Here is a 21,692-nt window from a genome sequence, read left to right as displayed (position 1 = left end):
CCGCATGTCGCAGAGCCCCACGCCTCCGGCCATAAAGCGCATCGCGCTCGACCATGCCGGCGCCCAGGTCCGGGTGGGCTGGTTCGCCGGCGCCAGCCCGGCGGCGGTGACAGAGGCGGTGCGGGCGGCAGCAGACCTTCCGGGAAACGCCACCTTCCACGTGGAGACTGCAGGGGGCATCACCGTCGCGCTGGACGACAGCCTGCCCGACGGCATCCAGCTGCGCCTGGTGCTACACCGCGCGCCGGCCGCCGCGCCCCCGGAGCAATCGGGCGCCTCGGACGCAGGAGACGCCGCATCCGGCCCCTCGTCTTACGCATCGGCACGGGCTGCGGTCCGCGAGCCGGTGCCCGGCCCGCGGCCCTATCCCATTGTCGGCAACCTGCCCGAACTGCACAATGCCGGCGGCTCGGTGGGAGCCATCGACGACCTGCACGCCAAGCACGGCGACTTCTTCGCCTTCCATGTGGGCGGCAAGTGCGCCTATTTCTGCTCCGATGCCGACATGGTCGCCGAAATGTGCGCCGCGCCGGAGGTGTTCGCAAAGATCGTGGAAGGGCGCGGCGGGCTGCGCAACCTGGCCGACAAGAGCGTGGGCAGCGCCCTGTTTACCGCCTCTGACGACGACCCGCTCTGGCACCAGGCCCACCACATCCTCGCCCCGGCCTTCGGCGCCACGGCCCTGAAGAATTATTACGGCCGCCTGCTGGAGGTGGCCGACGAGTTCCTGGCCCATCTCGACCGCCTGGCGCCCGGCGAGAGCTTCCTGGCCACCGAGCTGATGACGCGGATGACCTTCGAGGCCATCTCCTATGCCGCCTTCAACCGGCGCTACGGGGCCATCGACGCGCCGGACCTGCCGGCCTTCGTGGAGGCCATGAACCTGGTGCTGGCGGATGCCATGCAGGAGCCCAAGCGGCTGCTGCCGGAGGTGTTCTACCACGAGGTCCGGCGCCGGCGCGCGGCCGCCGACAAGGTGATGCTGGACGAGGTGGAGGCCATCATCGCCGCCCGCCGCGCGGCCATGGCGGCGGGCGAGGCGGTGCCCACCGACCTGCTCCAGATCATGCTCACCACGCCCGACCGCGCGACCGGGCAGAAGCTGCCCGACGACAATATCCGCGGCCAGCTCATCGTGCTGCTCATCGCCGGGCACGAAACCACCTCGGGCATGCTGGCCTATGCCCTTTATTATCTGTGGAAGTATCCCGAGACGCTGGAAAAGCTCATCGCCGAAGTGGACCGGGTGCTGGGCCGCGACTTCTCCTATCGGCCCACCTATGAGGACATCGCCCACCTCGACTATACCCAGCGGGTGCTGAAGGAGGCGCTGCGCCTGTGCCCGCCGGTGCCCATGTTCCCGCGCCTCGTCACACGCGACGCCACGCTGGGCCAGGGCCGCTATGAGGTGAAGGGCGGCGAGCGCGTCTTCATCACCTTGTCCACCATGCAGCAGCATCCGCGCTTCTGGGGCGCCGATGCCCATGTCTTCCGTCCCGATCGCTTCGCGCCGGAGGAAGAGCAGCACCACCATCCCCACGCCTATCATCCCTTCGGCATGGGGGCGCGCTCCTGCATCGGGTTCCAGTTCGCCCTGTTGGAAGCCAAGATGGTGCTGGCGCGCTTCATCCAGCGCTATACGGCGCATCCCAAAGACCCCCATTACGTGCTGCGTCACAAGCACACCCTGACCATGAAGCCCGAGCATCTGGACATGGTGCTGGCGCCCCGGCCCGAGGTGAAAGGCCAGTTCCCCGTCCATGCCACGGCGCCGAAGGCCCGAACCGTGGCCCCCTTGGGTGCCGGGTCCGGCACCCGCCGCATGAGCGTGCTCTACGGTTCCAACATGGGCGGCTGCCGCGACATCGCGCTCTCCCTCGCCCAGCAGGCCACCGCCCGGGGCTTTTCCGCCACGGTTGCGGAGCTGGACGACCAGGTGGACCAGGCCTGGCTCATCGACGGGCCAGTGGTGATCGTCACCTCCACCTATAACGGCACCCCGCCGGACAATGCCGCCCAGTTCGCCCGCTGGCTGGAGCGGGCGCCCGCCACGGCATGCGCCGGCGTGCGCCATGCGGTGCTCGGCTGCGGCAATACCCATTGGCACCAGACCTTTCAGAAATTCCCAAAGGCCATCTCGGCCCGCCTCGTGGAACTGGGCGGCAGCGCCCTGATGGAGCTGGGCACGGCGGATGCGGACGGCGATTACGAGGCCGCCGTGGAAAGCTGGACCACCGCCTTTTGGGAGGCCGTGGACCGGACCTTCGGCGGCACGGCGGAGGCCGCCCCGAGCGAGACGCAGGGCGAGGCCGCGGCGGTGCGGGTGGAGGTGGTGAATTTCGCCGGCACCGCCCTCGGGGCTGCCCCGCGCGCCGGCACCCTCCTGGATGACGGGGCCTTTGTCAGCCGGGTGCGCGTCAATCGCGACCTGCTGGCGCCCGGCGCCGAGGGGTCCACCCGCCACCTGGAAATCGCCCTGCCCCCTGGCGTCACCTATACGGCGGGCGACCATCTGGCGGTGTTCCCGTCCAACCCGCCGGCATTGGTTGCCGCCGCCGCGGCCCGCTGCGGCCTGGCGCTGGAAGCCCGCGTGCTGCTGACCCCCGTGCACCCGGAAGCGGCGAGCGATGCCGGCCTGCCCTTCGGTGTGCCGATCAGCGTCGCCGAGCTGCTGGCCGATCATGTGGACCTGGCCGGCCCCGTGACCCGGCGGGACCTGCGCACCTGGGCGCAGGCCGCCCAATGCCCGCCGGACCAGGCGCGGATCGCCTCCTGGCTGGCGGACTTCCCCACGGCCGTGGCGGACGCCAAGCCGCGCATGGAGGACCTGCTGGCCCAGGTGCCCTCGGTGCGGCTGGACCTCGGCACCTTGCTCACCCTGAGGCCGGCGCTGAAGCCGCGCTATTATTCCATCTCCTCCTCCCCGCTCCTGTCGCCGGAGGCCTGCGCCCTCACTGTCGGCGTGCATCATTTCGTCTCTGCGGACGGGGTGCGCCATGACGGGCTGTGCAGCAGCTATCTGGCCTCCTGCGGCGAGGGCATGCCGGTGCGCGTGCTGGTGAAGGACACCGGCAGCAGCTTCCACTTGCCCGCCGATCCGTCCGTACCGCTGATCCTGGTGGGGCCGGGCACCGGCCTTGCCCCGCTGCGCGGCTTCATCCAGGAGCGCCACGCCCAAAGGATGAAGGGGCTCACGGTGGGGCCGATCCTGCTCTTCTTCGGCTGCCGGAATGAAAGCGACTATCTTTATCGCGAGGAGCTGGGCGCCTATCGGGTGGAAGGCACGCTGGACCTTCTGGCGGTGGGCTTTTCCCGCCGGCCGGGCGCGGGCAAGACCTATGTGCAGGACCTGCTGCGGGTCCATGCGGACCGGGTGCGTGACCTCGTCAAGCGTGGCGCCTGCATCCTGGTGTGCGGCAATGCCCGCACCATGGCCCCGGACGTGCACGCCGCCTTCGCCGAGCTCCTGGGCGCGCGCGCGCTGAAGGAGCTTGAGGACGGCGGGCGCTATCTGCAGGATGTCTGGGCGGCCGGCTGAGGGGTGGGGCCGACAACCGGCGCCTCCCGGGCGAACGCGCCGCAAGACGGGGGCGGGCATGGATGACGACCTGGCGGAGCGCACCGCCTTCACCCGCCGGGACGTGAACCTGGCCCTCCTGGCCACCGCTGTGGCAATCGCCAGCGGAGGAAAGGCCATCGCCCGGCCGTCCCTGCCCCTGTTCGATTTCGCCATTGCCGGCGGCCATTATTACGGCCTTCAGGACGCCTTGCCGCGCCTCCAGCCGGGAACGCAGCTGACCCTCGTGCGGGAAGCGCTGAACCCCTATGACGGCGATGCGGTGGCGGTGCATCTCGACGGGACGAAGCTCGGCTTCATCCCGCGCAAAGCCAACAGCCCGGTGGCATGCCTCCTGGATCGCGGCGAGGCCGTCACGGCGCAGGTGATCCGCATGCTGAACCTGCGCCGCCTGGCGGACCTGCCGGAAGACTTGGTCTTCACCGCCTTCACGCGCGGCGACCCCATGATCCGCCTCTTCGTGACCGCCCGCTCCTGAGGCGGACGATCCTCACCCCACCCGCGCCCGCCACCCCGACGCTTCCTCGGGCGATGCCGTGCAGGCGGCCACCAGCAAGGCGGCGGTGAGGGCGGCGGCGCGGGGGAGTTCGCCGGGCTGCACCTTGTCGCGCCGGTCTTCGGGGGTCAGGACGAGGCGGACGGCCGCCTCCGGCTCGTCATAGCCGGCCACCAGGCGGAAGGCGGGGATGCCGGCGGCGGCGAAATTGGCGTGGTCGGAATTCTGAAGGAAAGGCCGCACGCAGCGCAGCTTATGCCCGGCGTCTTCCGCCGCCCGCAGCAGGAAGGGCTCCAGCGCGCCATAGCCGCTGGTGAGCGCCGCATGGCGCGCGCCGCCCACCACCGTGTCCAGATTGATGTCGAGGGCGATGCGCTCGCGCTCCTGCGGCGCAAGGCCCGCCACATATTGCGCCGAGCCGGTGAGCGCCCATTCCTCGGCGCTGAAGAAAGCGAGCCGCACGCCCCGGCGGAAGCCCGCCACGAGGGGCGCCACCGCCCGCATCACCGCAAGCGCCACCGCGACGCCCGAGGCATTGTCCAGCGCGCTTTCATTGATGTCGTGGCCGTCCACATGGGCGCTCAGCACCACGAAGTCCGGCCCCTGCCCCGGCAGGTCGAACAGCAAGGTCGCCGTCTCGCCCGGCCGGTCCTGCACGTCGAGGTGAAAGCGCACCTTCGGCCAGCCGGCGGCGGTGCGGGCAAGGCGCGCGGCGCTCTCGGGCGAGATGCCGGCGGCGGGAATGCCGGGCTCGTCACCGGCGCGGCCGGACGAACCCGCCACAGCGCCGCCCGCCACGGGGCCGGCAATGAGGAAGCCGACCGCCCCCATCTCCAGTGCCATATTGTATTTGCGGCGGCGATGGATGGTGCCGGCCACGAACATCAATTCGTGGCGCACCAGCACGATGCGCCCGGCAATCTCGGCCCGGTGCGCCTCGAACTCCTCCGGCGTGCCCCGGCCGAGGTCGATCACTTCAGCTTCGAGGCCCTCGGCCGGCGTCGGCCGGCTGCGCACCAAAGGATGGCACGGCGCAGTGCTGCCATCGGCAAAGGCGAGAAAAGCCCCCCGCGCCGTCCAGCCGCCATAGGCCACCGGCACCGCCCGGCAGGGCACGCCGGTCGCCTGCGCGCCCCGCTCGGCCACATAGGCCATGGCCTCCGCCTCGGCCTTGGTGCCGGCGAGCCGGCCGCCGAAGTCGCAAAGCGCGTCGAACTCCTCCTGGAGGCGGGCATCGGCGGCGAAGGTGGACAAATCGGGCAAGGGGCGCATCAGGGCTGCTCCACGGGCGACAGGAAGGTGCCCATGTGGGCGTCGAGAAGATCGAGGAAGTTGCGGGCGATGGCCGAGGGCACCCGGTCCGCCGAATGGAAGACGGCCACCTCATAGAGCACGGCGGGCGCGAAGGGCCGCACCTCAAGGCCCAGCCCCTCGAACTGGGCGGCGGAGGCGGCATCCACGATGGAGACGCCGAGCCCATGGGCCACCATCACGCAGATGGCGGCGAACAATTCCGAGGTGGCGACAATGTTGAGATGCGCGTCCACCGCCGCGAACACCTTCTCCACCAGATGATGGGCGGCCCATTGCCGGGACATGGAGACGAAGGGCACGCCGGAGAGGAGCGCCGGCGTGAGCACTTCATGGGCAGCCAGTGCATGGCCCTTGGGCAGAATGGCGCGGCAGGCCATGCGATAGCGGGTGAGGGTGAGCCCCGCCGGGTCCACGGAGGCCTCGGCAATGCCGATGTCATAGGTGCGCGAGGGAAAGAGCGAGCGGACCATGTCCGAGTTGCGGACGCTCAATTCCACCCTGGTCTCCGGCCGCGCCTTGCCGAAGGCGGCCACCACCGGCGGCAGCAAGGTGACGCCCGCCATGGGGTGGCTGACGATGGTCAACGCCCCCATCTCGCCGGTGCGGATCTGCTCCGCCACGCGGCTGAGGTCGTTGATCTTGGCGAGCGTGCGCTCCACCTCCTCGCGGAAGACGAGGGCCTCAGTGGTGGGCCGCACCCGGTTGCCCGAGCGCTCGAATAGGGAAAAGCCCACCTCTGCCTCCAGCCGCGCGATCTGCGCGCTCACGGCCGGCTGGGTGAGCCCCAGCGCGCCCGCCGCCTGGGTGACGGAGCCGGCATCGATCACGGCGCGGAAGGCTTCAAGGAGGCGATAGTCCATTTGCATAAATTTTGGTTATTGCCATTTTGTGTTTGCTCGTCTGGAATATGCGCGAGCCTTGGAACACGAGGCAAGAAGATCATAACGCAAATTTATGGTCAAGTTTGTCGAGGGAGCCCGCATTGGTTGTGCCGCTGATCGCCGCCCATGAGGTGAGCAAGAGCTTCGGCCCGGTGGAGGTGCTGCGGCGCGTGGATCTCTCCATCCAGACGAGCGACGTGGTGTGCCTCATCGGCCCCTCCGGCTCGGGCAAGACCACGCTCTGCCGCTGCCTTGCCTTGCTGGAGCAGCCGAGCGCCGGCACGGTGGTGATGAACGGCGTCACCATTTCCTCGGCGCGGGACAGTTCCGAGGAGCGCCGCTCGGCGCGCGAGGTGCGGCCCGACATCGGCATGGTGTTCCAGCACTTCAATCTCTGGCCGCACATGACCGTGCTCCAGAACATCATCGAGGCCCCCTTGCGCGTGAAGCGCATGAGCCGCCCCGCCGCCATCGAGATCGCCGAGGCGCTGCTCGCCAAGGTGGGCCTCTCCGACAAGCGCGACGTGCATCCAAGCCGCCTGTCCGGCGGCCAGCAGCAGCGCGTCGCCATCGCCCGGGCGCTGGCCATGTCCCCCAAGGTTCTGCTGTTCGACGAGCCCACCTCCGCGCTCGATCCGGAACTGCGCAACGAGGTGCTCTCGGTCATGCGCCAGCTCGCGCTGGAGGGCATGACCATGGTGGTCGTCACCCACGAAATGGGCTTTGCCCGCCAGGTGGCGAGCCGCGTCGCCTTCATGGATCGCGGCGAGATCGTCGAGGAAGCCGCCCCCGAGGCCTTCTTCACCTCGCCCGCCAGCGACCGCGCCCGCCGCTTCCTGTCCCTGCTTCAGGACTGACCCTCACCCGAACACAGACAACGGCCGCCCAAGGCCGGGCCAACCCCAGAGGACCAAGCCATGACCTTTCCTTTTGCCAAACTCCTGCGATGGGCCGCGGCTGCGGCGCTGACCGCCTGCATCGCCGCGCCCCTGCCCGCCGCCGCGCAGGCGGTGAATTCACGCCTCAACGAGATCACCAAGAGCAAGAAGCTGCGCGTCTGCCAGTATCCGCTCTATTATTCCATCTCCTTCCGCAACCCGAAGACGGGCGAGATCGAGGGCATCGACGCCGATCTCTCCAAGGAGCTGGCCAAGGAACTGGGCGCGCAGCTGGAGATCGTGGAATCCAGCTTCGGCACCTTCATCGCCGACCTCCAGGCCAATAAGTGCGACATCGGCATGTTCGGCGTCGGCGCCTCGCTGAAGCGGGCCCAGGCGGTGGAATTCTCCAAGCCCTATCTCATCACCAACATCTATGCGGTCACCCGCAAGGACGGCCCGGTGAAGACCTGGGCCGACGTGGACAAGCCCGGCATGAAGGTGGCCGTGACGCTCGGCTCCTATATCGAGCCCTTCATGAAGTCCTACCTGAAGAATGCCGAGCTGATCTCGGTGGCCCCGCCCAATACCCGCGAGGGCGAACTGGTGGCCGGCCGCGTGGATGTCATCATGACCGACTTCCCCACCGCCGTGAAAGTCACCGACGAGTTCGACTGGGCCAAATCCATCGAGCCGCCGGAGAAGCTGGCCGTGACGCCCTATGCCTATGTGATCAACCAGGGTGACCAAGTGTGGCTCAACTACGTGAACCTCTTCATTGACACCATCAAGCTGGATGGCCGCCTGAAGAAATATGCCGAGAAGAACAAGCTCGGCCCCATCGTCGCCCCCTGATGTCCTGAAGACGCCGCCGGCGCCTGCCTTGGCGCCGGCCCGCTCGCCCCATCCCGCGCCTGCCCTGCCGCGCCGCATCGCTGCGCTCACGGGCCGGCGCGTCCCATCCCGAGGCGAGCAGCAGGAGGCCCGCCGTGCACTCTTATACGTTTCGCTGGGACATCATCTGGAGCAACCTGGACTTCCTTCTGTCCGGCCTCCAATTGACGCTCATCATCTCCGCCACGTCTCTGGTCTTCGCCCTGCTGGGCGGGCTGGTGCTGGCGCTGTTCGACATGTCGAAGTTCCGCCTGCTGCGGGCCTTCAGCCTGACCTTGGGCGAGATCATCCGCAACACGCCCATCCTGGTGCAGTTGCTGTGGGTCTATTACGTGCTGCCCATCGTCTTCGGCATCCGCATCTCCGCCCTGGCGGCGATCCTCATCGGCCTCTCCCTCTACATGGCCGCCTTCATCTCGGAAGTGTATCGCGCCGGCATCCAGGCGGTGCCCAAGGGCCATCGGGAGGCGGCGCAGGTGCTGGGGCTCACGCCGGCCCAGAGCTTCATGCGCATCGTGATGCCGCAGGCCATCCGCATGACCTTGCCGCCGCTCGCCTCCAACTTCGTGCAGCTCATCAAGTTCTCCTCGCTCGGCTCGGTCATTTCGGTCAGCGAGATCACGCGCCGGGGCATGGAATTGTCCTCCACCACCTTCCGGCCGCTGGAAATCTTCACCTTCATCGCCGTGGTCTATTTCTTCATCTGCTGGCCCCTGGCCATGGCCATCCGCCTGTGGGAGCGCCGCCTTGCTCGCCAGTGATCTTTCTTGCCTTCACGACCGCCTGATGGCGCAAGTGGAGGCGGGCCGTGCCGCCCTCGTGGACACCACCCGCCGCCTGGTGCGCATCGCCTCCCCCAACCCGCCCGGCGATGTGACGGCCATCGCCGAAACCGCCGCCGCGCTCCTGGAGGCCATCCCCGGCATGACCGTGCAGCGCTACGAAAGCGCGCCCGGAATCATCAACCTCGTGGGTGTCCTCGGCTCCGGCCGGCCCGGCCGGCGGCTGGTGCTGAACGGGCATCTGGACACCTTCCCCATTGGCGAGGGCGCCTGGAGCAGGCCGCCGCTCGGCGGCGTGCTGGAGGATGGCCGCATCTATGGGCGCGGCGTCTCCGACATGAAGGCGGGCATCGCCTCGTCCCTGATGGCGGCCCGCATCCTCGCCGGCCATACCGACCACTGGTCGGGCGAGCTGGTGGTGACGCTGGCGGGCGATGAGGAAAACATGGGTTCCCTCGGCTCCCGCTGGCTGCTGGAGCATGTGCCGGAGGCGAAGGGCGATGCCATGCTGTGCGGCGACGTGGGCTCGCCCACCGTGGTGCGCTTCGGCGAGAAGGGCTTGTGCTGGGTGGAGATCGAGGCCGAGGGACAGCCCGCCCACGGCGCCCATGTGCATAAGGGCCTCAATGCCATCGACCGCCTGCGCGACGCGCTGGACGCCTTGAAGCGCCTGGAAGACCTGCCCGTGGACGCTCCCGCCGAGGTGAGCGCGGCCATCGCGGCGGCCAAGCCCGTGTCCGAGCCGCTCTCCGGCGCGGGCGAGGCGGCGACGCTCCAGCGGGTGACGGTGAATATCGGCACCGTCCAGGGCGGCATTTCGCCGAACCTGGTGCCGGCCGCCGCCACCGCCGCCGCCGACATCCGCATTCCCGTGGGCGTGACGCTGGAAGCGGTGGAGCAGGCCCTCCATGCCGGGCTCGATGGCCTGGACGGCGTCACCTGGCGCATCATCCGCGCCTATCCGGCAAGCTACACCCCGCCCGGCCATGAGATCGTGACGCGCACGGTGGACGCCGCCGCCCGCGTGTTCGGCGCCCCGCCGGTCAGCAACATGCGGGTGGGGGCCTCGGACGCCCGCATCTACCGCATGTTCGGCATTCCCAGCGTGGTCTTCGGCTGCACGCCGTTCAACATGGGCGCGCCGGACGAATACATTCTCGTCGACGAACTGGTGGCCGTGGCCAAGGTCCACACGCTCACCGCCTTCGACTTTCTGGCGCAGGAAATCCCCCTGTCATGAAACCCTCGGAACTGAGCAGCGCCGCCCTCATGCACCAGGGCGCCGGCTTCATGGGCGTGCCGTGGGCGGACGACGCCACCGGCGCGAAAGCGGCCAAGGCCGCCATCCTGGGCGTGCCCTTCGATTGCGGCACCCACCCCTTCCGCATCGGCTCGCGGGAAGGACCGCGCTCCATCCGCGAGCAATCGGCCCTGGTGCGGGCCTATGAGAGCGAGCGGGCCGACTTCGACGTGCGCGCGGCCCTGGGGCTGGTGGATTGCGGTGACGTGACCCTCACGCCGGGCCGTATCGAGGACGCCTTCGCGCGCATCGAGGAGGCCGCCTTCCGCATCGCCTCCACGGGAGCCACGGTGGTGGGCTTCGGCGGCGACGGCTCGGTCTCCGTGCCGCTGGTGCGCGCCGCCGCGCGGCTGTGGCCGGACCTGTGCGTGCTGCATGTGGACAGCCATACGGACTGCCACCCGGTGAACCCGGAACACCCCTATGACGCCGCCAGCCAGTTCAGCCATGTGGCGCTGGAGCAGCGGGTCTCGGCCAGCGCCTCCTACCATGTGGGCGTGCGCGGCTCCACCTACCGGCCAGGCGTCGCCGACCATACCCGCAGCCTCGGCTACAACATCATCACCATGACCGACTATGTGCGACGGGGCGAGGCGGATGTCCTCGCCGAACTGCACGCGGTGATGGGGGGCCGGCCGGTCTACCTGTCCTGGGACATGGATTCCTTCGACCCCTCCGTGGCGCCGGGCGTCTGCACGCCCACCTGGGGCGGCTTCTCGGCGCGGGAGGGGCTGCAATTGCTGCGCGGCCTGTCGGGCCTGAACATCGTGGCCGTGGACATCAATACGGTGAGCCCCGGCCATGACGTGCAGGGCATGGCGGCGCATCTGGCCGCCTATCTCGCCTATGAGATCCTGCTGCTGATCCACGCGCGGGGCGCGGGGGGATAGTGCCGGCCCCCCTCACGCCGCCAGCGGCAGAACCGAGACGGGTCCGCCGGACGGGGCGCACAGCGCCGATTGCGGCGGCACCTCGATCCAGGTGGAGCGGTCATCGTCCAGCGGCTCGGAGGCGATGAGCACGCCATTGCGGGCCGCTCGGTAATAAAGCGAGTTCGGCCGAGCATTGACGCCGTAGCGGAAGGCGTAGAGATGCACGCCGTCCGACAGGGCGGCGGTGAAGAGGAATGGGTCCGACCCCGCCAGTTCCGCCACACGCGCCAGGAACCGCCCCACCGCCGCAACCGGGTTCGGCTCCGCATCCTCCGCCAAACCCTGCCCCATCAGCGCCAGGAACAGCGCCTCCGAATCCGTGGAACCGGCCCGGGCGCCATACATCGCGTCGGGGATCATGCCCTCCACGGTGCGGCGGAGCGCGATCCAGTTGGCAAGATAGCCATTATGCATGAACAGCCAGCGGCCGTAGGCGAAGGGGTGGCAATTGGGCCGGGTCACCGGCGTGCCGGTGGCGGCGCGCACATGGGCGAAGAACAGGCGCGAGCGCAAGTGGCGGCTGAGGGAACGCAGATTCTCGTCCGACCAGGCGGGGCGGATCTCCCGATAGACGCCCGGGTCCGGCAGATCGTCATACCAGCCGAGGCCAAAGCCGTCGCCGTTCATGGCCATGGTGGATTCCAGCGCCTTCTGGCTCTGCACCACCAGGGAATGGGACGAGCGCGTCACATAGCGATCGAGTGCAATGGGTTCGCCCGAATAGGCCATCCACCGGCACATGGATTTTCCTCCTTTGCGAATGGTCGCGGCCCGGCGCCCCGTCACGCCGCGTGGGTCTGGAGCCAGTGCTCCAGGACGGTCACCTGCCACAGCTTGGAATGACCCTTGGCGGTGAGATTCCCCTCGGGATCGGCCAGCAGGCGGTCCACATAATCCCGCCGGAAGAGGCCGCGCGTGCGGGCGGCCTCCTGGTTCAGCACGTCGCGGGCGAAGTCGAGATAGGGCCCGCGAATGTATTTGAGCGCGGGCACGGGGAAATAGCCCTTCGGCCGGTCCACCACCTCCGCCGGCAGGATGCGGCGCGCGGCCTCCTTCAGGATGTGCTTGCCGCCCGACTGCACCTTCAGTTCCGAGGGAATGCGGGCGGCCAGCTCCACCATCTCGTGGTCGAGGAAAGGCACCCGGGTTTCGAGGCCAAAGGCCATGGTCATGTTGTCGACGCGCTTCACCGGATCGTCCACCAGCATGATCTCGGTGTCGATCTGCAGCGTCTTGTTGATGGGCGAGGTCTCGCCGCAGCGTTCAAAGAACGCCTCCACGAAGACGCGGCTATGGTCGGCACCCAGCAGGTCCGGAGACAGCGCGTTGGCCATCTCGCCGTGGTCGCGGTCGAAATAGAGGGCGGCATAGTCGGCCACCGGATCGGCCGAGGTGAGCATCTTCTCGTGCCAGTGATAGCCCGCGAAGGTCTCGTCCGCCCCCTGCCCGCTCTGCACCACCTTCACATGCTGCGCCACCTCCTGCGCCAGGAGATAGAAGCCGACGCAATCATGGCTCATCATGGGTTCGGACATGGCGCCGATGACGCCGGGCAACGCGTCGAGCACCCGTTCCTGCGGGATCACGATGCGGTGGTGGTCGGTGCCATAGGTGCGGGCGATGAGGTCGGAATATTCAAACTCGTCGCCCTTGAGGCCGTTCACGCTTTCAAAGCCCACCGAGAAGGTGCGGATGTCGGAGTGGCCGAGCCGCGCCAGCAGCGCAACGAGCAGCGAACTATCCACCCCGCCGGAGAGCAGCACGCCGATGGGCACGTCGGAAACGGCGCGGCGTTCCACCGCCGTCTGGAGGGCGTGGGTGAGGGTCTCGCGCCACTCCTCCTCGCCCCTCTCGGCGGCATCGAAGCCCTCGCCCATGCGCACCGACCAATAGACGTGCTCATGGCGCCGGCCATCGGGCTCCAGGGTCAGGACGGTGGCGGGCGGCAGCTTACGCACGCCGCGAAAGAGGGTGTGGGGGGCCGGCACCACGCTGTGGAAGCTCATATAATGGTGGAGGCCCACCGGATCGATGGCAGTGTCCACCCCGCCCCCGGCCAGCAGCGCCGGCAAGGTGGAAGCGAACCGCAAGGACGATCCCACCTGCGCCAGATAGAGCGGCTTGATGCCCAGCCGGTCGCGGGCCAGCACCACGCGGCCCGTCCACATTTCCCAGATGGCGAAGGCGAACATGCCCTGGAGGCGCTTCACCGCGTCCGCGCCCCACGCGTGATAGGCCTTCAGGATCACCTCGGTGTCGCCCTGCGAGAAGAAGCTGTAGCCCTTGGCGCTCAGCTCCTGGCGCAGGTCGCGGAAATTGTAGATGCAGCCGTTGAAGGCGATGGCGAGACCGAGCTGCGCATCCACCATGGGCTGCTGGGAGGTGGCCTTCAGGTCGAGAATGCTCAGGCGCCGATGGGCCAGTCCGATGCCGCCCTGGGCGAACACGCCGACCCCGTCGGGGCCGCGGGGCGTGAGGGGCTCGGCCATGTCCTCCAGGACGCGCAGGCCGACGGTTCCATCCCGGTTCACCTCACCGCAAATGCCACACATTTTGCCTCCGTGATGCTTCTCCCCCGTGATTGCCCCCGTCTGTGCCCGCGGCTAGCCCCTCAGCGGTTCGAGCGGTCGCGGGAGGGGTCGTAACAGGTGTAGCCCACGAAGCACTGGGCCACGTCGCGGGTGCGGATCCACTCGGGCTTGGTGTCCTCCGGCACCACGCAGAAGCCCCGGTCGCGCACATAGCGATCGAAGGTGGAAGGGCTGGTGCGGATGAGGGCCGCGCCATGAGAATTGACCCATCCCCTCGCCTGCGCGCAGGACAGGCGCAGGGCATTGACCTCCTGCGCCGCGGCCGGAAGGGAGAAGGCCGTCAGCAGCATCGCCATCAGGGCGGTTCTCATGGCCGTGTCCTCAGGTCCCGTTTCACCACGCCGTCCCCCTGCCAACCTCCCCGTCCCCTCGGCAAACGCCTCAGGCCCGGGAGCGTTCCGTATCGCCCGCCGGCACCGGGTGCGACCCGCGCGGCGGCGGCGGGCCGGCGGGGGCGGAAAAGTCGCCGTCCGCCAAGGATTTGGGGCGCCCGTCCGAGGTCACGGCGGAGGGCACCTGCGGCTCCTGCCGGGCACCGGGGGCGCGCGATCGGCGATGAGGCGGGCGTCGCGCTGGAAGGTCACATAGTTCCACATCCAGGCTCGCAGGCCCAACGCCATTGATCTGCCGGCCAAGCCCGGACATCGTACCGGCCAATTTCGCCTGCCAGGATGGCCCCGCGTGCCCGCGCTGAATGATCGCCAGACCGCCATTCTCTCCCTGGCCCGCGCCAGCGGCCATGTGGAGGTGGAGGACCTCGCCCGCCGCCTGCGGGTGACGCCCCAGACCATCCGGCGCGATCTGAATGCCTTGTGCGGCGGCAATCTGCTGGCGCGCACCCATGGCGGGGCCGTGGTCTCCTCGGCGGTGGAGAACCTGTCCTATGAGGCCCGCCGGCAGATCGCCGCCCCCGCCAAGCGCGCCATCGGCGATGCGGCGGCCCGGCTCATCCCCGACAATTCCTCCCTGTTCATCACCATCGGCACCACCACGGAGGAGGTGGCGCGGGCCATCAGCGGCCATCGCGACCTCCTGGTCATCACCAACAACATCAATGTGGCGCTGCGCCTCTACCCCTTCCCCGCGCTCCGGGTGATGGTGGCCGGCGGCCAGGTGCGGCCCTCCGACGGCGCGGTGGTGGGGCCGGCGGCGGTGGACATGATCCGCCAGTTCAAGGTGGACACCGCCATCATCGGCGCCTCCGCCATCGACGAGGACGGCGCACTGCTCGACTTCGACCCGCTGGAGGTGACGGTCGCGCGCGCCATCATGGACAATGCCCGGCGGGTCATCCTGGTCTGCGACAAGAGCAAGGTGGGGCGCGTGGCGCCGGTGCGCCTGGGCCATCTCTCCCAGATGGCCGCCTTCGTCACAGATCATCTGCCCTCCCCCCGTCTGCGCGCGCTCTGCGCCACCCATGGGGTCGCCCTGGTGGAGGCACTGGGGGAAAACGAAAGCGCCTGACCTCCTGTAATCCAAGGAGAAACGCCCTAATTCATGTTCGCTATTTTCGATTGCGAACATATCCGTGTTCGCTTTAGCCTTTCCCCATCGGTCGAGCTGCCGCCCTCGGCCGCGCGTCCGGGAGAGGTCTCTTCACATGGAACGGGTGCCCGCCTCCGCACGTCAGCCGGCCGGACCGCCGGCGGATGGGGTGTTCGACATCGCCATCATCGGCGGCGGCGTGAACGGATGCGGCATCGCGCGCGATGCGGCCGGCCGGGGCTATTCGGTCTATCTGTGCGAGCAGGGCGACCTGGCCAGCGCCACCTCCTCCGCCTCCACCAAGCTGCTCCATGGCGGCTTGCGCTACTTGGAATATTACGAGTTCAAGCTGGTGCGCGAGGCGCTCACCGAGCGCGAGGTGGTGTGGGGCATCGCGCCCCACATCGTCCATCCGCTGCGCTTCGTGCTGCCCTATGGGCGGGGCATGCGGCCCTGGTGGATGCTGCGCCTGGGCCTGTTCCTCTATGACCACATCGGCGGACGCAAGCTCCTGCCCAAGGCGCGCGCGCTGGATCTTGGTCGCGATGCCGCCGGCACCCCGCTGAAGGGGGACTTGCGCACGCGCGGCTTTGAATATTCCGACTGCTGGGTGGATGACGCGCGCCTGGTGGTGCTGAACGCCTGCGACGCCCGCGCCCGGGGCGCGGTGATCGAGACGCGCACCCGCGCCATCGCCCTCGACCGCGCCGCCGACGCCTGGACGCTCAGCCTGGAAGACCAGGACAGCGGCACCCGCAAGGCCGTGCGCGCCCGCGTGCTCGTCAATGCCGCCGGGCCCTGGGCCGACCGGCAGATCGGGGCGGCGCGCCCGCCGCTCAAGGGCAAGCTGCGCCTGGTGCAGGGCTCGCACATCGTGGTGCCCCGCCTGTTCGAGCACGACCGCTGCTACATCTTCCAGAACCCGGACGGGCGCATCGTCTTCGCCATTCCCTATGAGGACGACTTCACCCTCATCGGCACCACCGACCTGGACTATGAGGGCGATCCGGCCGCCCCCGCCATCACGCCGGAGGAAACCGCCTATCTGTGTTCCGCCGCCAGCGCCTATTTCGCCCGCCCGGTGACGCCCGACGACGTGGTGTGGACCTATTCCGGCGTGCGCGCCCTCTATGACGACGGCGCCAGCGCCGCCCAGGCGGCCACGCGCGACTATGTGCTGGAGCTGAACGAAGAGGCCGCGCCGCTCCTGTCGGTGCTCGGCGGCAAGATCACCACCTATCGCCACCTGGCCCTCGATGCCCTCGACAAGCTCTCCGCGCATCTTGGCCCCGCCGCCGGCCGGCACGGCGATTGGACGGGCAGCGCGCCGCTGCCCGGCGGCCATTTCCAGCGGGGCGGCACGGCGGAGCTGGCGCGGGCTCTGTCGGAGAGCCATCCCTGGCTTGCGGCCGGAGACGCCGCCCGGCTCGCCCGCACCTATGGCACGCGGGCGGTGGACATCCTCGCCGAGGCGGACGCCGATCCCGGTGCGCGGCGCAGCTTCGGGGCCGGGCTCACCATTGCCGAAGTGCGCCATCTGATGCAGGAGGAGTTCGCCCGCACCGCGCAGGACGTGATCTGGCGCCGGACCAAGCTCGGCCTGCGCCTGTCCCCGGACGAGGTGGCGGCGCTCGATGCCTTCATGGCCGCAGCGCGGCAGGGCGCAGAGACCTGAAGACCGGGACCTGAAGACCGGCTCAAGACCAAAAACGGGGAGGACGGGCGTGGAGACCCACATTCTAGTCATCGACCAGGGCACCACCTCGACCCGGTCCATTGTGTTCGATCGCGCCTTCGTGCCGGTGGCGACGGCGCAGCGGGAATTTCCCCAGCATTTCCCCCATCCCGGCTGGGTGGAGCACGATCCTCGCGATCTGTGGGAGACCAGCCTTGCCACCCTGCGCGAGGCGCTCACCAAGGCGGGCCTCTCCGCCTCCGACATCGCCGCCATCGGCATCGCCAACCAACGCGAGACCGTGGTGATCTGGGACCGCCGCACCGGCGAGCCCATCGCGCCGGCCATCGTGTGGCAGGACCGGCGGACGGCGGAAGTGTGCAACACCCTCAATGCAGACGGCTGCGAGGCGCTGGTGTCCGAGCGCAGCGGGCTTCTGATCGACCCCTATTTCTCTGCCACCAAGATCGCCTGGCTGCTGGACAACGTGCCTGGCGCGCGGGCGCGGGCGGAGCGGGGGGACCTCGCCTTCGGCACCGTGGACTGCTTCCTGCTCTGGCAGCTCACCGGCGGCGCTGTGCATGCGACGGACGTGACGAACGCTTCTCGCACCTTGCTGTTCGACATTTCGGCCGGCGCCTGGGATGCCGATCTCCTGCGCCTGTTCCGGGTTCCCGAGGCGCTCCTGCCGGAGGTGCGCGACACCGCCGGCTCGTTCGGTGTCACCTCCAAGGCCCTGCTCGGCCGTGAGCTGCCGGTGCTCGCCCTGGTGGGCGACCAGCAGGCAAGCCTCATCGGCCAGGCCTGCTTCGCGCCGGGCCTTGCCAAGGTCACCTATGGCACCGGCGCCTTCATGCTGCTCAATACGGGCGCGGCGCGGCCGCGCTCGCGCCACCGCCTCCTCACCACCATCGCCTATCAATGGGACGGCGCGCGGGCCTATGCGCTGGAGGGGGCCATCTTCTCCGCCGGCTCCACGGTGCAATGGCTGCGGGACAGCCTGGGCATCATTGCCACCGCCGCGGAGAGCACCGCACTGGCGGCGCAGGCGGACGAGAGCCAGCCGGTCTATCTGGTGCCCGCCTTCGTCGGCCTCGGCGCCCCTCATTGGCGCAGCGATGCCCGCGCCACCTTGAGCGGGCTGACCCGGGGCACCACCCGTCGCGAGATCGCCCGCGCGGCACTGGAGAGCGTCGGCTACCAGACGCGCGACCTCCTGGACGCCATGCGCGCGGACATGGCCCAGTCGGGCCTCGACGGCGCCGAGGGCGTCCTCCGGGTGGATGGCGGCATGTCCGACAGCGACTGGACCATGCAATTCATCGCCGACATCCTGGGCCTACCGGTGGACCGCCCGCGGGTGCGCGAGACCACCGCCCTGGGCGCCGCCTTCCTGGCCGGCTGGCGCGCCGGCCTTTATGGCGGACCCGACGCCTTCGCCGCCAACTGGCATCTGGACCGCCGCTTCGCGCCGCAGATGACCGAGGCGGTGCAGGCGAGCAAGCTCAAGGGCTGGCAGGCCGCCGTGGCCCGCGCGCTGCACGTGGTGGACTGAAGGCGGGCGGACGGAAGGCGGGGTGGACGAAGGACCGCCGTCAGGCGCTCACGAGCGGGTCATAGGCCCAGGCCTTGCAGACGATCTTCCAGCCGTCGGCATACTTGACCAGGAGCAGGTCATCCGCGAAGCGGTTGGGCAGAAGCGCGTCGCGCACCCGCACATGGGCGGTGGACGGGCTGGTCAGGGTCACCGCCACCACCTCGTCATGGCGGGGATCGTTGCGGGATGAGGGGGCGGGACGGCCCGCCACGCGCTCCATATAGGCGTCCATGCCCAGCGCCGCCGTGGTGCCCCCCTCGGAGGAGAACAGCTGCGCCTGCGGATGGAAGGCCGCTCGGAAACCCTCAACGCTGCCGAAATAGAGCGCGTCGAAATAGCCCTGCACGGTCGCCAGAATGGCTTCGATCTCGTTCATCGCGCTGCACCTTCCATCGCCCTGTTGTGCTCGCGATCCGCGAGGCTGAGGTTTTCGTCGAGAATGGTCAGGAGGGTCTCCGCCTCCGGCTCTGCGATGATGAGGGGCGGGGCGAGGAAGAGGGACACCTGCTCGCCGCTGGTGCCGATCACCGCGCCCTGGGCCAGCGCGCCGGCCGCCACCCGCGAGGCGATGGGCGCCTCCACCGTGTCGGCGCGCCAGTCCCGCCAGTCCGGGCCGAACAGTTCGATGGTCCAGTGCAGCCCCTGCCCGGCCACCCGCGCGACGCTGGGATGGCGGGCCGCGATCTCGCCCAGGCGGCGGGCGAATAGGGTTTCCAGCGCCGCCACCCGCGCCAGCAGGTCTTCCTCCACCAGAATGTCCAGATAGGCGGAGACCGCCGCCATAGCCATGGGATGGCCGCGCAGCGTCCCGTAATTCTGCCAGCTCTTGCCATCCAGCTCCGCCAGCACGTCCTTGGACAGGATGATGGCGGCCACCGGCGCCATGCCGCCGCCCAGGCCCTTGCCGAGGGTGACGATGTCCGGCCGGCTCTCGCCGGCACTGAAGGCGAAGGGGCGGCCGGCGCGGCCAAGGCCCGTCACCACCTCGTCGGCGATCCACAAGGCGCCATTGGCGCGGGCCAGGTCCGCCATGGCGTCCTGATAGGCGCCATCGTGATAGAAGCCGCCCTGGCTGTAGTCGACGATCACGGCGGCCGACTGGGACAGCTTGCCCGCCTCGCCCGCAAGGCGCGCGGCGGCGGGAACTGTCGCCGGATTGCCCTCGGCCAGATAAAGGGCGGTGTCGGGGGCGGGCAGCACATGCACCTGGGCGCCGGGCGGCGGCACCTTGGTGACGCCGGGCGCGGCAAGGCCGCCATGCCAGTGCGGCTGCACCGTCACGTCGCGGCTGAGGCCCACGAGGCCATGATAAGCCCGCTCACGGGTGGCGATGGCCTTGCGGCCGGTCAGGGCCTGCGAGAGGGACAAGGCGAGGTCGTTGGCCTCGCTGCCGCTGAGGCAGAAGCGCACCGCGCCCGCCCAGTGCGCCTCGTCCTTCAGCCCCACCTCGAACAGGCGCTCGGCAGCCGCGTCGCGCCCGCGCCAGTTCCAGCCCTCGCTGACCATGGGCAAGGCGGCGGCGTCCCGCAGGGCGGCGGCCATGCGCGGATGGCCATGGCCCAGGGGGCCGCCGGTATTGGACCCGTCGAGGACCTTGCGCCCGTCGCTGAGATGGAAATAGACGCCCTCGCCACCCACCACCAGCGGCGCCACCGAGCCGGCGTTAAGACCCGTCCGAAGCAGCCTGCCCATTGCGCGTTCCTCACCCGTGATGAGGCGACCCTAGAAAGACGCGCTGGATCGTGACAGTTCCAGTTTCCGGGATAATCGGTGAGCCAGATCAGGCCGGAAACAGGGCCGATACGGCGGCAAGGCGGGCGAACGCCTCCTCCTTCGGGAGGCGGCCATAGCCGATGATGAGGCCCTGGCGATCAGCCGGCCCCACATAGCATTGGGACAGCGGCTGCACGAAATGGCCGGTGCCCCGGCTGCGGCGGGAGATGTCCGCATCGCTGACGCGATCGGACAGGCCAGGCCGGAACTGGGCCGTCAGGTGCAGGCCGGCGGGGAGCGAGGCGATTTCCACCTTGTCGCCCATGAGCGCCTCCACCGCCTCGATCACCGCCTTCTGGCGCTCGCCATAGACCTTGCGCATGCGCCGGAGATAGCGCAGCAGGTGCCCCTCGCGCAGGAACTTGGCCAGCGCCAATTGGGCGGTGCCGGCGGGATGCACGTCCACCCGCGCCCGCCCGCGCCCGAAGGCGTCCACGAAGCGGGGGCTGGCCACCAGATAGCCGATCCGCAGGCTCGGCAGCATGACCTTGGAAAAGGTGCCGAGATAGACCACCCGCCCCGAGCGATCGAGGGACTTCAGGGAGGCCGTCATGCTGCCGCGATGGCGGAACTCGGAATTATAATCGTCCTCGATGATCCAGCTGCCCTGGCGGTTCGCCCATTCCAGCAGCGCCTGCCGGCGCTCCAGCGCCATGGGCACGCCGAGCGGAAACTGATGGGAGGGCGTGACCACCGCCACCTTGGCATTGGGCGCGCGGCGGATGCCTTCCTCCACCACCAGCCCCTTATCGTCCACCGGCACCGGCACCAGGCGGGCGCCGGCGGCCTTCAGGCTCCAGCGGGCCTCGATGAAGCCGGGCTCCTCCACCCACACCTCGTCGCCGGGATTGAGCAGCATCCGGCTGCACAGGTTCAGCGCGCCGGAACTGGCGGAGGTGATGGCCACCTCCTCCGGCTGGCACAGCAGGCCGCGCACGGCGCCGAGATATTCCGCCGTCGCCTCGCGCAGCGGTCCCCAGCCGAGCGGCGACATGTCAATGCAGGCCGAAGGCGGCGGGTTGGCCCAGCTCTGGCGCAGCATGCGCGACCAGACCTCGAACGGGAAGTCGGACAGGTCCGGCGAGCCCGGGCTGAAGGGCGAGCCGAGATCAAACTCGTAGCCCGTCTCCAGCACCGCCTGCCAGGCATCGGAGAGCCATTGCCCCTCCAGGGCGGCATCGGCGACGGGCACGGCGGCGCCGGAGGATTTCGCCACCGCCGCCACCTCCACCCCGCCGCGCGGCACCGAGCGCAGATAGCCTTCCGAATACAGCAGGTCGAACGCGGTGAGCACGATGGCCCGCGAGCAGCCCAGCTCCTCCGCCAGCGTGCGGGACCCCGCCAGCCGCGTGCCCGCCTGGAGGCGGCCGTCCAGGATCTGGTTGCGCAGATGGGCGGCCACTTGCTGGTAGAGCGGCAGATCGGAGCCGCGATCGAGCCCGAGCCCGGCCATGGAAATGCGCCGCCCGGCGGCGGCGGGCGCGGCGGCGCGGCGTTCCCTTCCCTGCCTCGGCACG

The 21,692-nt window shown here is 69.4% G+C and carries 18 protein-coding genes; 10 read left to right on the top strand and 8 right to left on the bottom strand.

Annotated features, from left to right (window positions below):
• Window positions 1-4: 4 nt before the first annotated feature.
• Window positions 5-3,538, top strand: coding sequence for a bifunctional cytochrome P450/NADPH--P450 reductase (locus ACT54L_RS18745; RefSeq protein ID WP_476087145.1), 3,534 nt, complete (start codon window positions 5-7; stop codon window positions 3,536-3,538).
• A gap of 58 nt (window positions 3,539-3,596) precedes the next feature.
• A complete protein-coding gene (locus ACT54L_RS18740; protein WP_476087144.1) occupies window positions 3,597-4,055 on the top strand; it encodes an HIRAN domain-containing protein in 459 nt (152 codons plus the stop codon).
• A 12-nt stretch (window positions 4,056-4,067) separates the two neighbouring features.
• Here ACT54L_RS18740 and ACT54L_RS18735 read toward each other — a convergent pair whose 3' ends face one another.
• Window positions 4,068-5,345, bottom strand: a complete 1,278-nt coding sequence (locus ACT54L_RS18735; protein ID WP_476087143.1) for a M28 family peptidase — start codon at window positions 5,343-5,345, stop codon at window positions 4,068-4,070.
• Complete coding sequence (locus ACT54L_RS18730; protein WP_476087142.1) at window positions 5,345-6,247, bottom strand: LysR substrate-binding domain-containing protein; 903 nt, start codon at window positions 6,245-6,247, stop codon at window positions 5,345-5,347. The genes ACT54L_RS18735 and ACT54L_RS18730 overlap by 1 nt, the downstream gene beginning before the upstream one ends.
• 122 nt (window positions 6,248-6,369) lie before the next feature.
• Here ACT54L_RS18730 and ACT54L_RS18725 point away from each other — a divergent pair, with 122 nt between their 5' ends.
• The 5 genes from ACT54L_RS18725 to ACT54L_RS18705 all read left to right on the top strand — a co-directional run bounded on the left by ACT54L_RS18725 (window position 6,370) and on the right by ACT54L_RS18705 (window position 11,012).
• Window positions 6,370-7,125 carry an amino acid ABC transporter ATP-binding protein gene (locus ACT54L_RS18725; protein ID WP_476087141.1) on the top strand — a complete coding sequence of 252 codons (756 nt, stop codon included), beginning with the start codon at window positions 6,370-6,372 and terminating at the stop codon, window positions 7,123-7,125.
• Window positions 7,126-7,185: 60 nt separating this feature from the next.
• On the top strand, window positions 7,186-8,001 hold the full coding sequence (locus ACT54L_RS18720) for an ABC transporter substrate-binding protein (protein ID WP_476087140.1): 816 nt from the start codon (window positions 7,186-7,188) through the stop codon (window positions 7,999-8,001).
• Between the two features lie 134 nt (window positions 8,002-8,135).
• Window positions 8,136-8,801: an amino acid ABC transporter permease gene (locus ACT54L_RS18715; RefSeq protein WP_476087139.1), complete on the top strand. Its 666-nt coding sequence runs from the start codon at window positions 8,136-8,138 to the stop codon at window positions 8,799-8,801.
• Between the two features lie 25 nt (window positions 8,802-8,826).
• Window positions 8,827-10,062: a M20/M25/M40 family metallo-hydrolase gene (locus ACT54L_RS18710; RefSeq protein WP_476087138.1), complete on the top strand. Its 1,236-nt coding sequence runs from the start codon at window positions 8,827-8,829 to the stop codon at window positions 10,060-10,062.
• Complete coding sequence (locus tag ACT54L_RS18705) at window positions 10,059-11,012, top strand: arginase family protein (RefSeq protein WP_476087137.1); 954 nt, start codon at window positions 10,059-10,061, stop codon at window positions 11,010-11,012. The genes ACT54L_RS18710 and ACT54L_RS18705 overlap by 4 nt, the downstream gene beginning before the upstream one ends.
• 12 nt (window positions 11,013-11,024) lie before the next feature.
• On the opposite strand, the gene ACT54L_RS18700 is transcribed toward ACT54L_RS18705, so the two are convergent.
• From ACT54L_RS18700 to ACT54L_RS18690, 3 genes are read right to left on the bottom strand one after another with little or no spacing between them, the layout of a single operon-like run.
• Window positions 11,025-11,795, bottom strand: coding sequence for a class II glutamine amidotransferase (locus ACT54L_RS18700; protein ID WP_476087136.1), 771 nt, complete (start codon window positions 11,793-11,795; stop codon window positions 11,025-11,027).
• Between the two features lie 41 nt (window positions 11,796-11,836).
• The gene (locus ACT54L_RS18695) at window positions 11,837-13,606 is read right to left on the bottom strand and encodes an N-acetylglutaminylglutamine amidotransferase (RefSeq protein WP_476087135.1); all 1,770 of its coding nucleotides are present in this window, start codon (window positions 13,604-13,606) and stop codon (window positions 11,837-11,839) included.
• Between the two features lie 59 nt (window positions 13,607-13,665).
• Window positions 13,666-13,956, bottom strand: a complete 291-nt coding sequence (locus ACT54L_RS18690) for a hypothetical protein (RefSeq protein WP_476087134.1) — start codon at window positions 13,954-13,956, stop codon at window positions 13,666-13,668.
• 370 nt (window positions 13,957-14,326) lie between these two features.
• On the opposite strand from ACT54L_RS18690, the gene ACT54L_RS18685 reads away from it, so the two are divergent.
• The 3 genes from ACT54L_RS18685 (at window position 14,327) to glpK (ending at window position 18,360) form a co-directional block, all read left to right on the top strand.
• Window positions 14,327-15,109: a DeoR/GlpR family DNA-binding transcription regulator gene (locus ACT54L_RS18685; RefSeq protein ID WP_476087133.1), complete on the top strand. Its 783-nt coding sequence runs from the start codon at window positions 14,327-14,329 to the stop codon at window positions 15,107-15,109.
• A gap of 136 nt (window positions 15,110-15,245) precedes the next feature.
• Entirely contained in the window at window positions 15,246-16,805 is a 1,560-nt protein-coding gene (glpD, locus tag ACT54L_RS18680) for a glycerol-3-phosphate dehydrogenase (RefSeq protein ID WP_476087132.1), read from the top strand.
• 49 nt (window positions 16,806-16,854) lie between these two features.
• A complete protein-coding gene (gene glpK / locus ACT54L_RS18675) occupies window positions 16,855-18,360 on the top strand; it encodes a glycerol kinase GlpK (protein ID WP_476087131.1) in 1,506 nt (501 codons plus the stop codon).
• Between the two features lie 40 nt (window positions 18,361-18,400).
• Here glpK and ACT54L_RS18670 read toward each other — a convergent pair whose 3' ends face one another.
• The 3 genes from ACT54L_RS18670 to pdxR all read right to left on the bottom strand — a co-directional run bounded on the left by ACT54L_RS18670 (window position 18,401) and on the right by pdxR (window position 21,691).
• Window positions 18,401-18,778 (bottom strand): nuclear transport factor 2 family protein, encoded by a 378-nt coding sequence (locus ACT54L_RS18670; RefSeq protein WP_476087130.1) that lies wholly within the window; start codon window positions 18,776-18,778, stop codon window positions 18,401-18,403.
• Entirely contained in the window at window positions 18,775-20,094 is a 1,320-nt protein-coding gene (locus ACT54L_RS18665; protein WP_476087129.1) for an aminotransferase class III-fold pyridoxal phosphate-dependent enzyme, read from the bottom strand. Before ACT54L_RS18665 ends, ACT54L_RS18670 begins: the two co-directional genes overlap by 4 nt.
• Before the next feature lie 88 nt (window positions 20,095-20,182).
• Window positions 20,183-21,691 carry a MocR-like pyridoxine biosynthesis transcription factor PdxR gene (gene pdxR, locus ACT54L_RS18660; RefSeq protein ID WP_476087128.1) on the bottom strand — a complete coding sequence of 503 codons (1,509 nt, stop codon included), beginning with the start codon at window positions 21,689-21,691 and terminating at the stop codon, window positions 20,183-20,185.
• Window position 21,692: the final 1 nt, after the last annotated feature.

It is taken from the genome of Aquabacter sp. DMC10 (assembly GCF_056314145.1).
This window is presented reverse-complemented; position numbering and strand designations above follow the sequence as displayed.

What these genes read in the sequence shown, in the direction of transcription:
- ACT54L_RS18695 (WP_476087135.1), bottom strand. Translation starts at nt 13,606, where the DNA reads ATGTGTGGCATTTGCGGTGAGGTGAACCGGGATGGAACCGTCGGCCTG.
- glpD (WP_476087132.1), top strand. Translation starts at nt 15,246, where the DNA reads ATGGAACGGGTGCCCGCCTCCGCACGTCAGCCGGCCGGACCGCCGGCG.
- ACT54L_RS18665 (WP_476087129.1), bottom strand. Translation starts at nt 20,094, where the DNA reads ATGGGCAGGCTGCTTCGGACGGGTCTTAACGCCGGCTCGGTGGCGCCG.
- ACT54L_RS18745 (WP_476087145.1), top strand. Translation starts at nt 5, where the DNA reads ATGTCGCAGAGCCCCACGCCTCCGGCCATAAAGCGCATCGCGCTCGAC.
- ACT54L_RS18700 (WP_476087136.1), bottom strand. Translation starts at nt 11,795, where the DNA reads ATGTGCCGGTGGATGGCCTATTCGGGCGAACCCATTGCACTCGATCGC.
- ACT54L_RS18710 (WP_476087138.1), top strand. Translation starts at nt 8,827, where the DNA reads ATGGCGCAAGTGGAGGCGGGCCGTGCCGCCCTCGTGGACACCACCCGC.
- ACT54L_RS18720 (WP_476087140.1), top strand. Translation starts at nt 7,186, where the DNA reads ATGACCTTTCCTTTTGCCAAACTCCTGCGATGGGCCGCGGCTGCGGCG.
- ACT54L_RS18690 (WP_476087134.1), bottom strand. Translation starts at nt 13,956, where the DNA reads ATGAGAACCGCCCTGATGGCGATGCTGCTGACGGCCTTCTCCCTTCCG.
- ACT54L_RS18735 (WP_476087143.1), bottom strand. Translation starts at nt 5,345, where the DNA reads ATGCGCCCCTTGCCCGATTTGTCCACCTTCGCCGCCGATGCCCGCCTC.
- ACT54L_RS18705 (WP_476087137.1), top strand. Translation starts at nt 10,059, where the DNA reads ATGAAACCCTCGGAACTGAGCAGCGCCGCCCTCATGCACCAGGGCGCC.
- ACT54L_RS18740 (WP_476087144.1), top strand. Translation starts at nt 3,597, where the DNA reads ATGGATGACGACCTGGCGGAGCGCACCGCCTTCACCCGCCGGGACGTG.
- ACT54L_RS18730 (WP_476087142.1), bottom strand. Translation starts at nt 6,247, where the DNA reads ATGGACTATCGCCTCCTTGAAGCCTTCCGCGCCGTGATCGATGCCGGC.
- ACT54L_RS18670 (WP_476087130.1), bottom strand. Translation starts at nt 18,778, where the DNA reads ATGAACGAGATCGAAGCCATTCTGGCGACCGTGCAGGGCTATTTCGAC.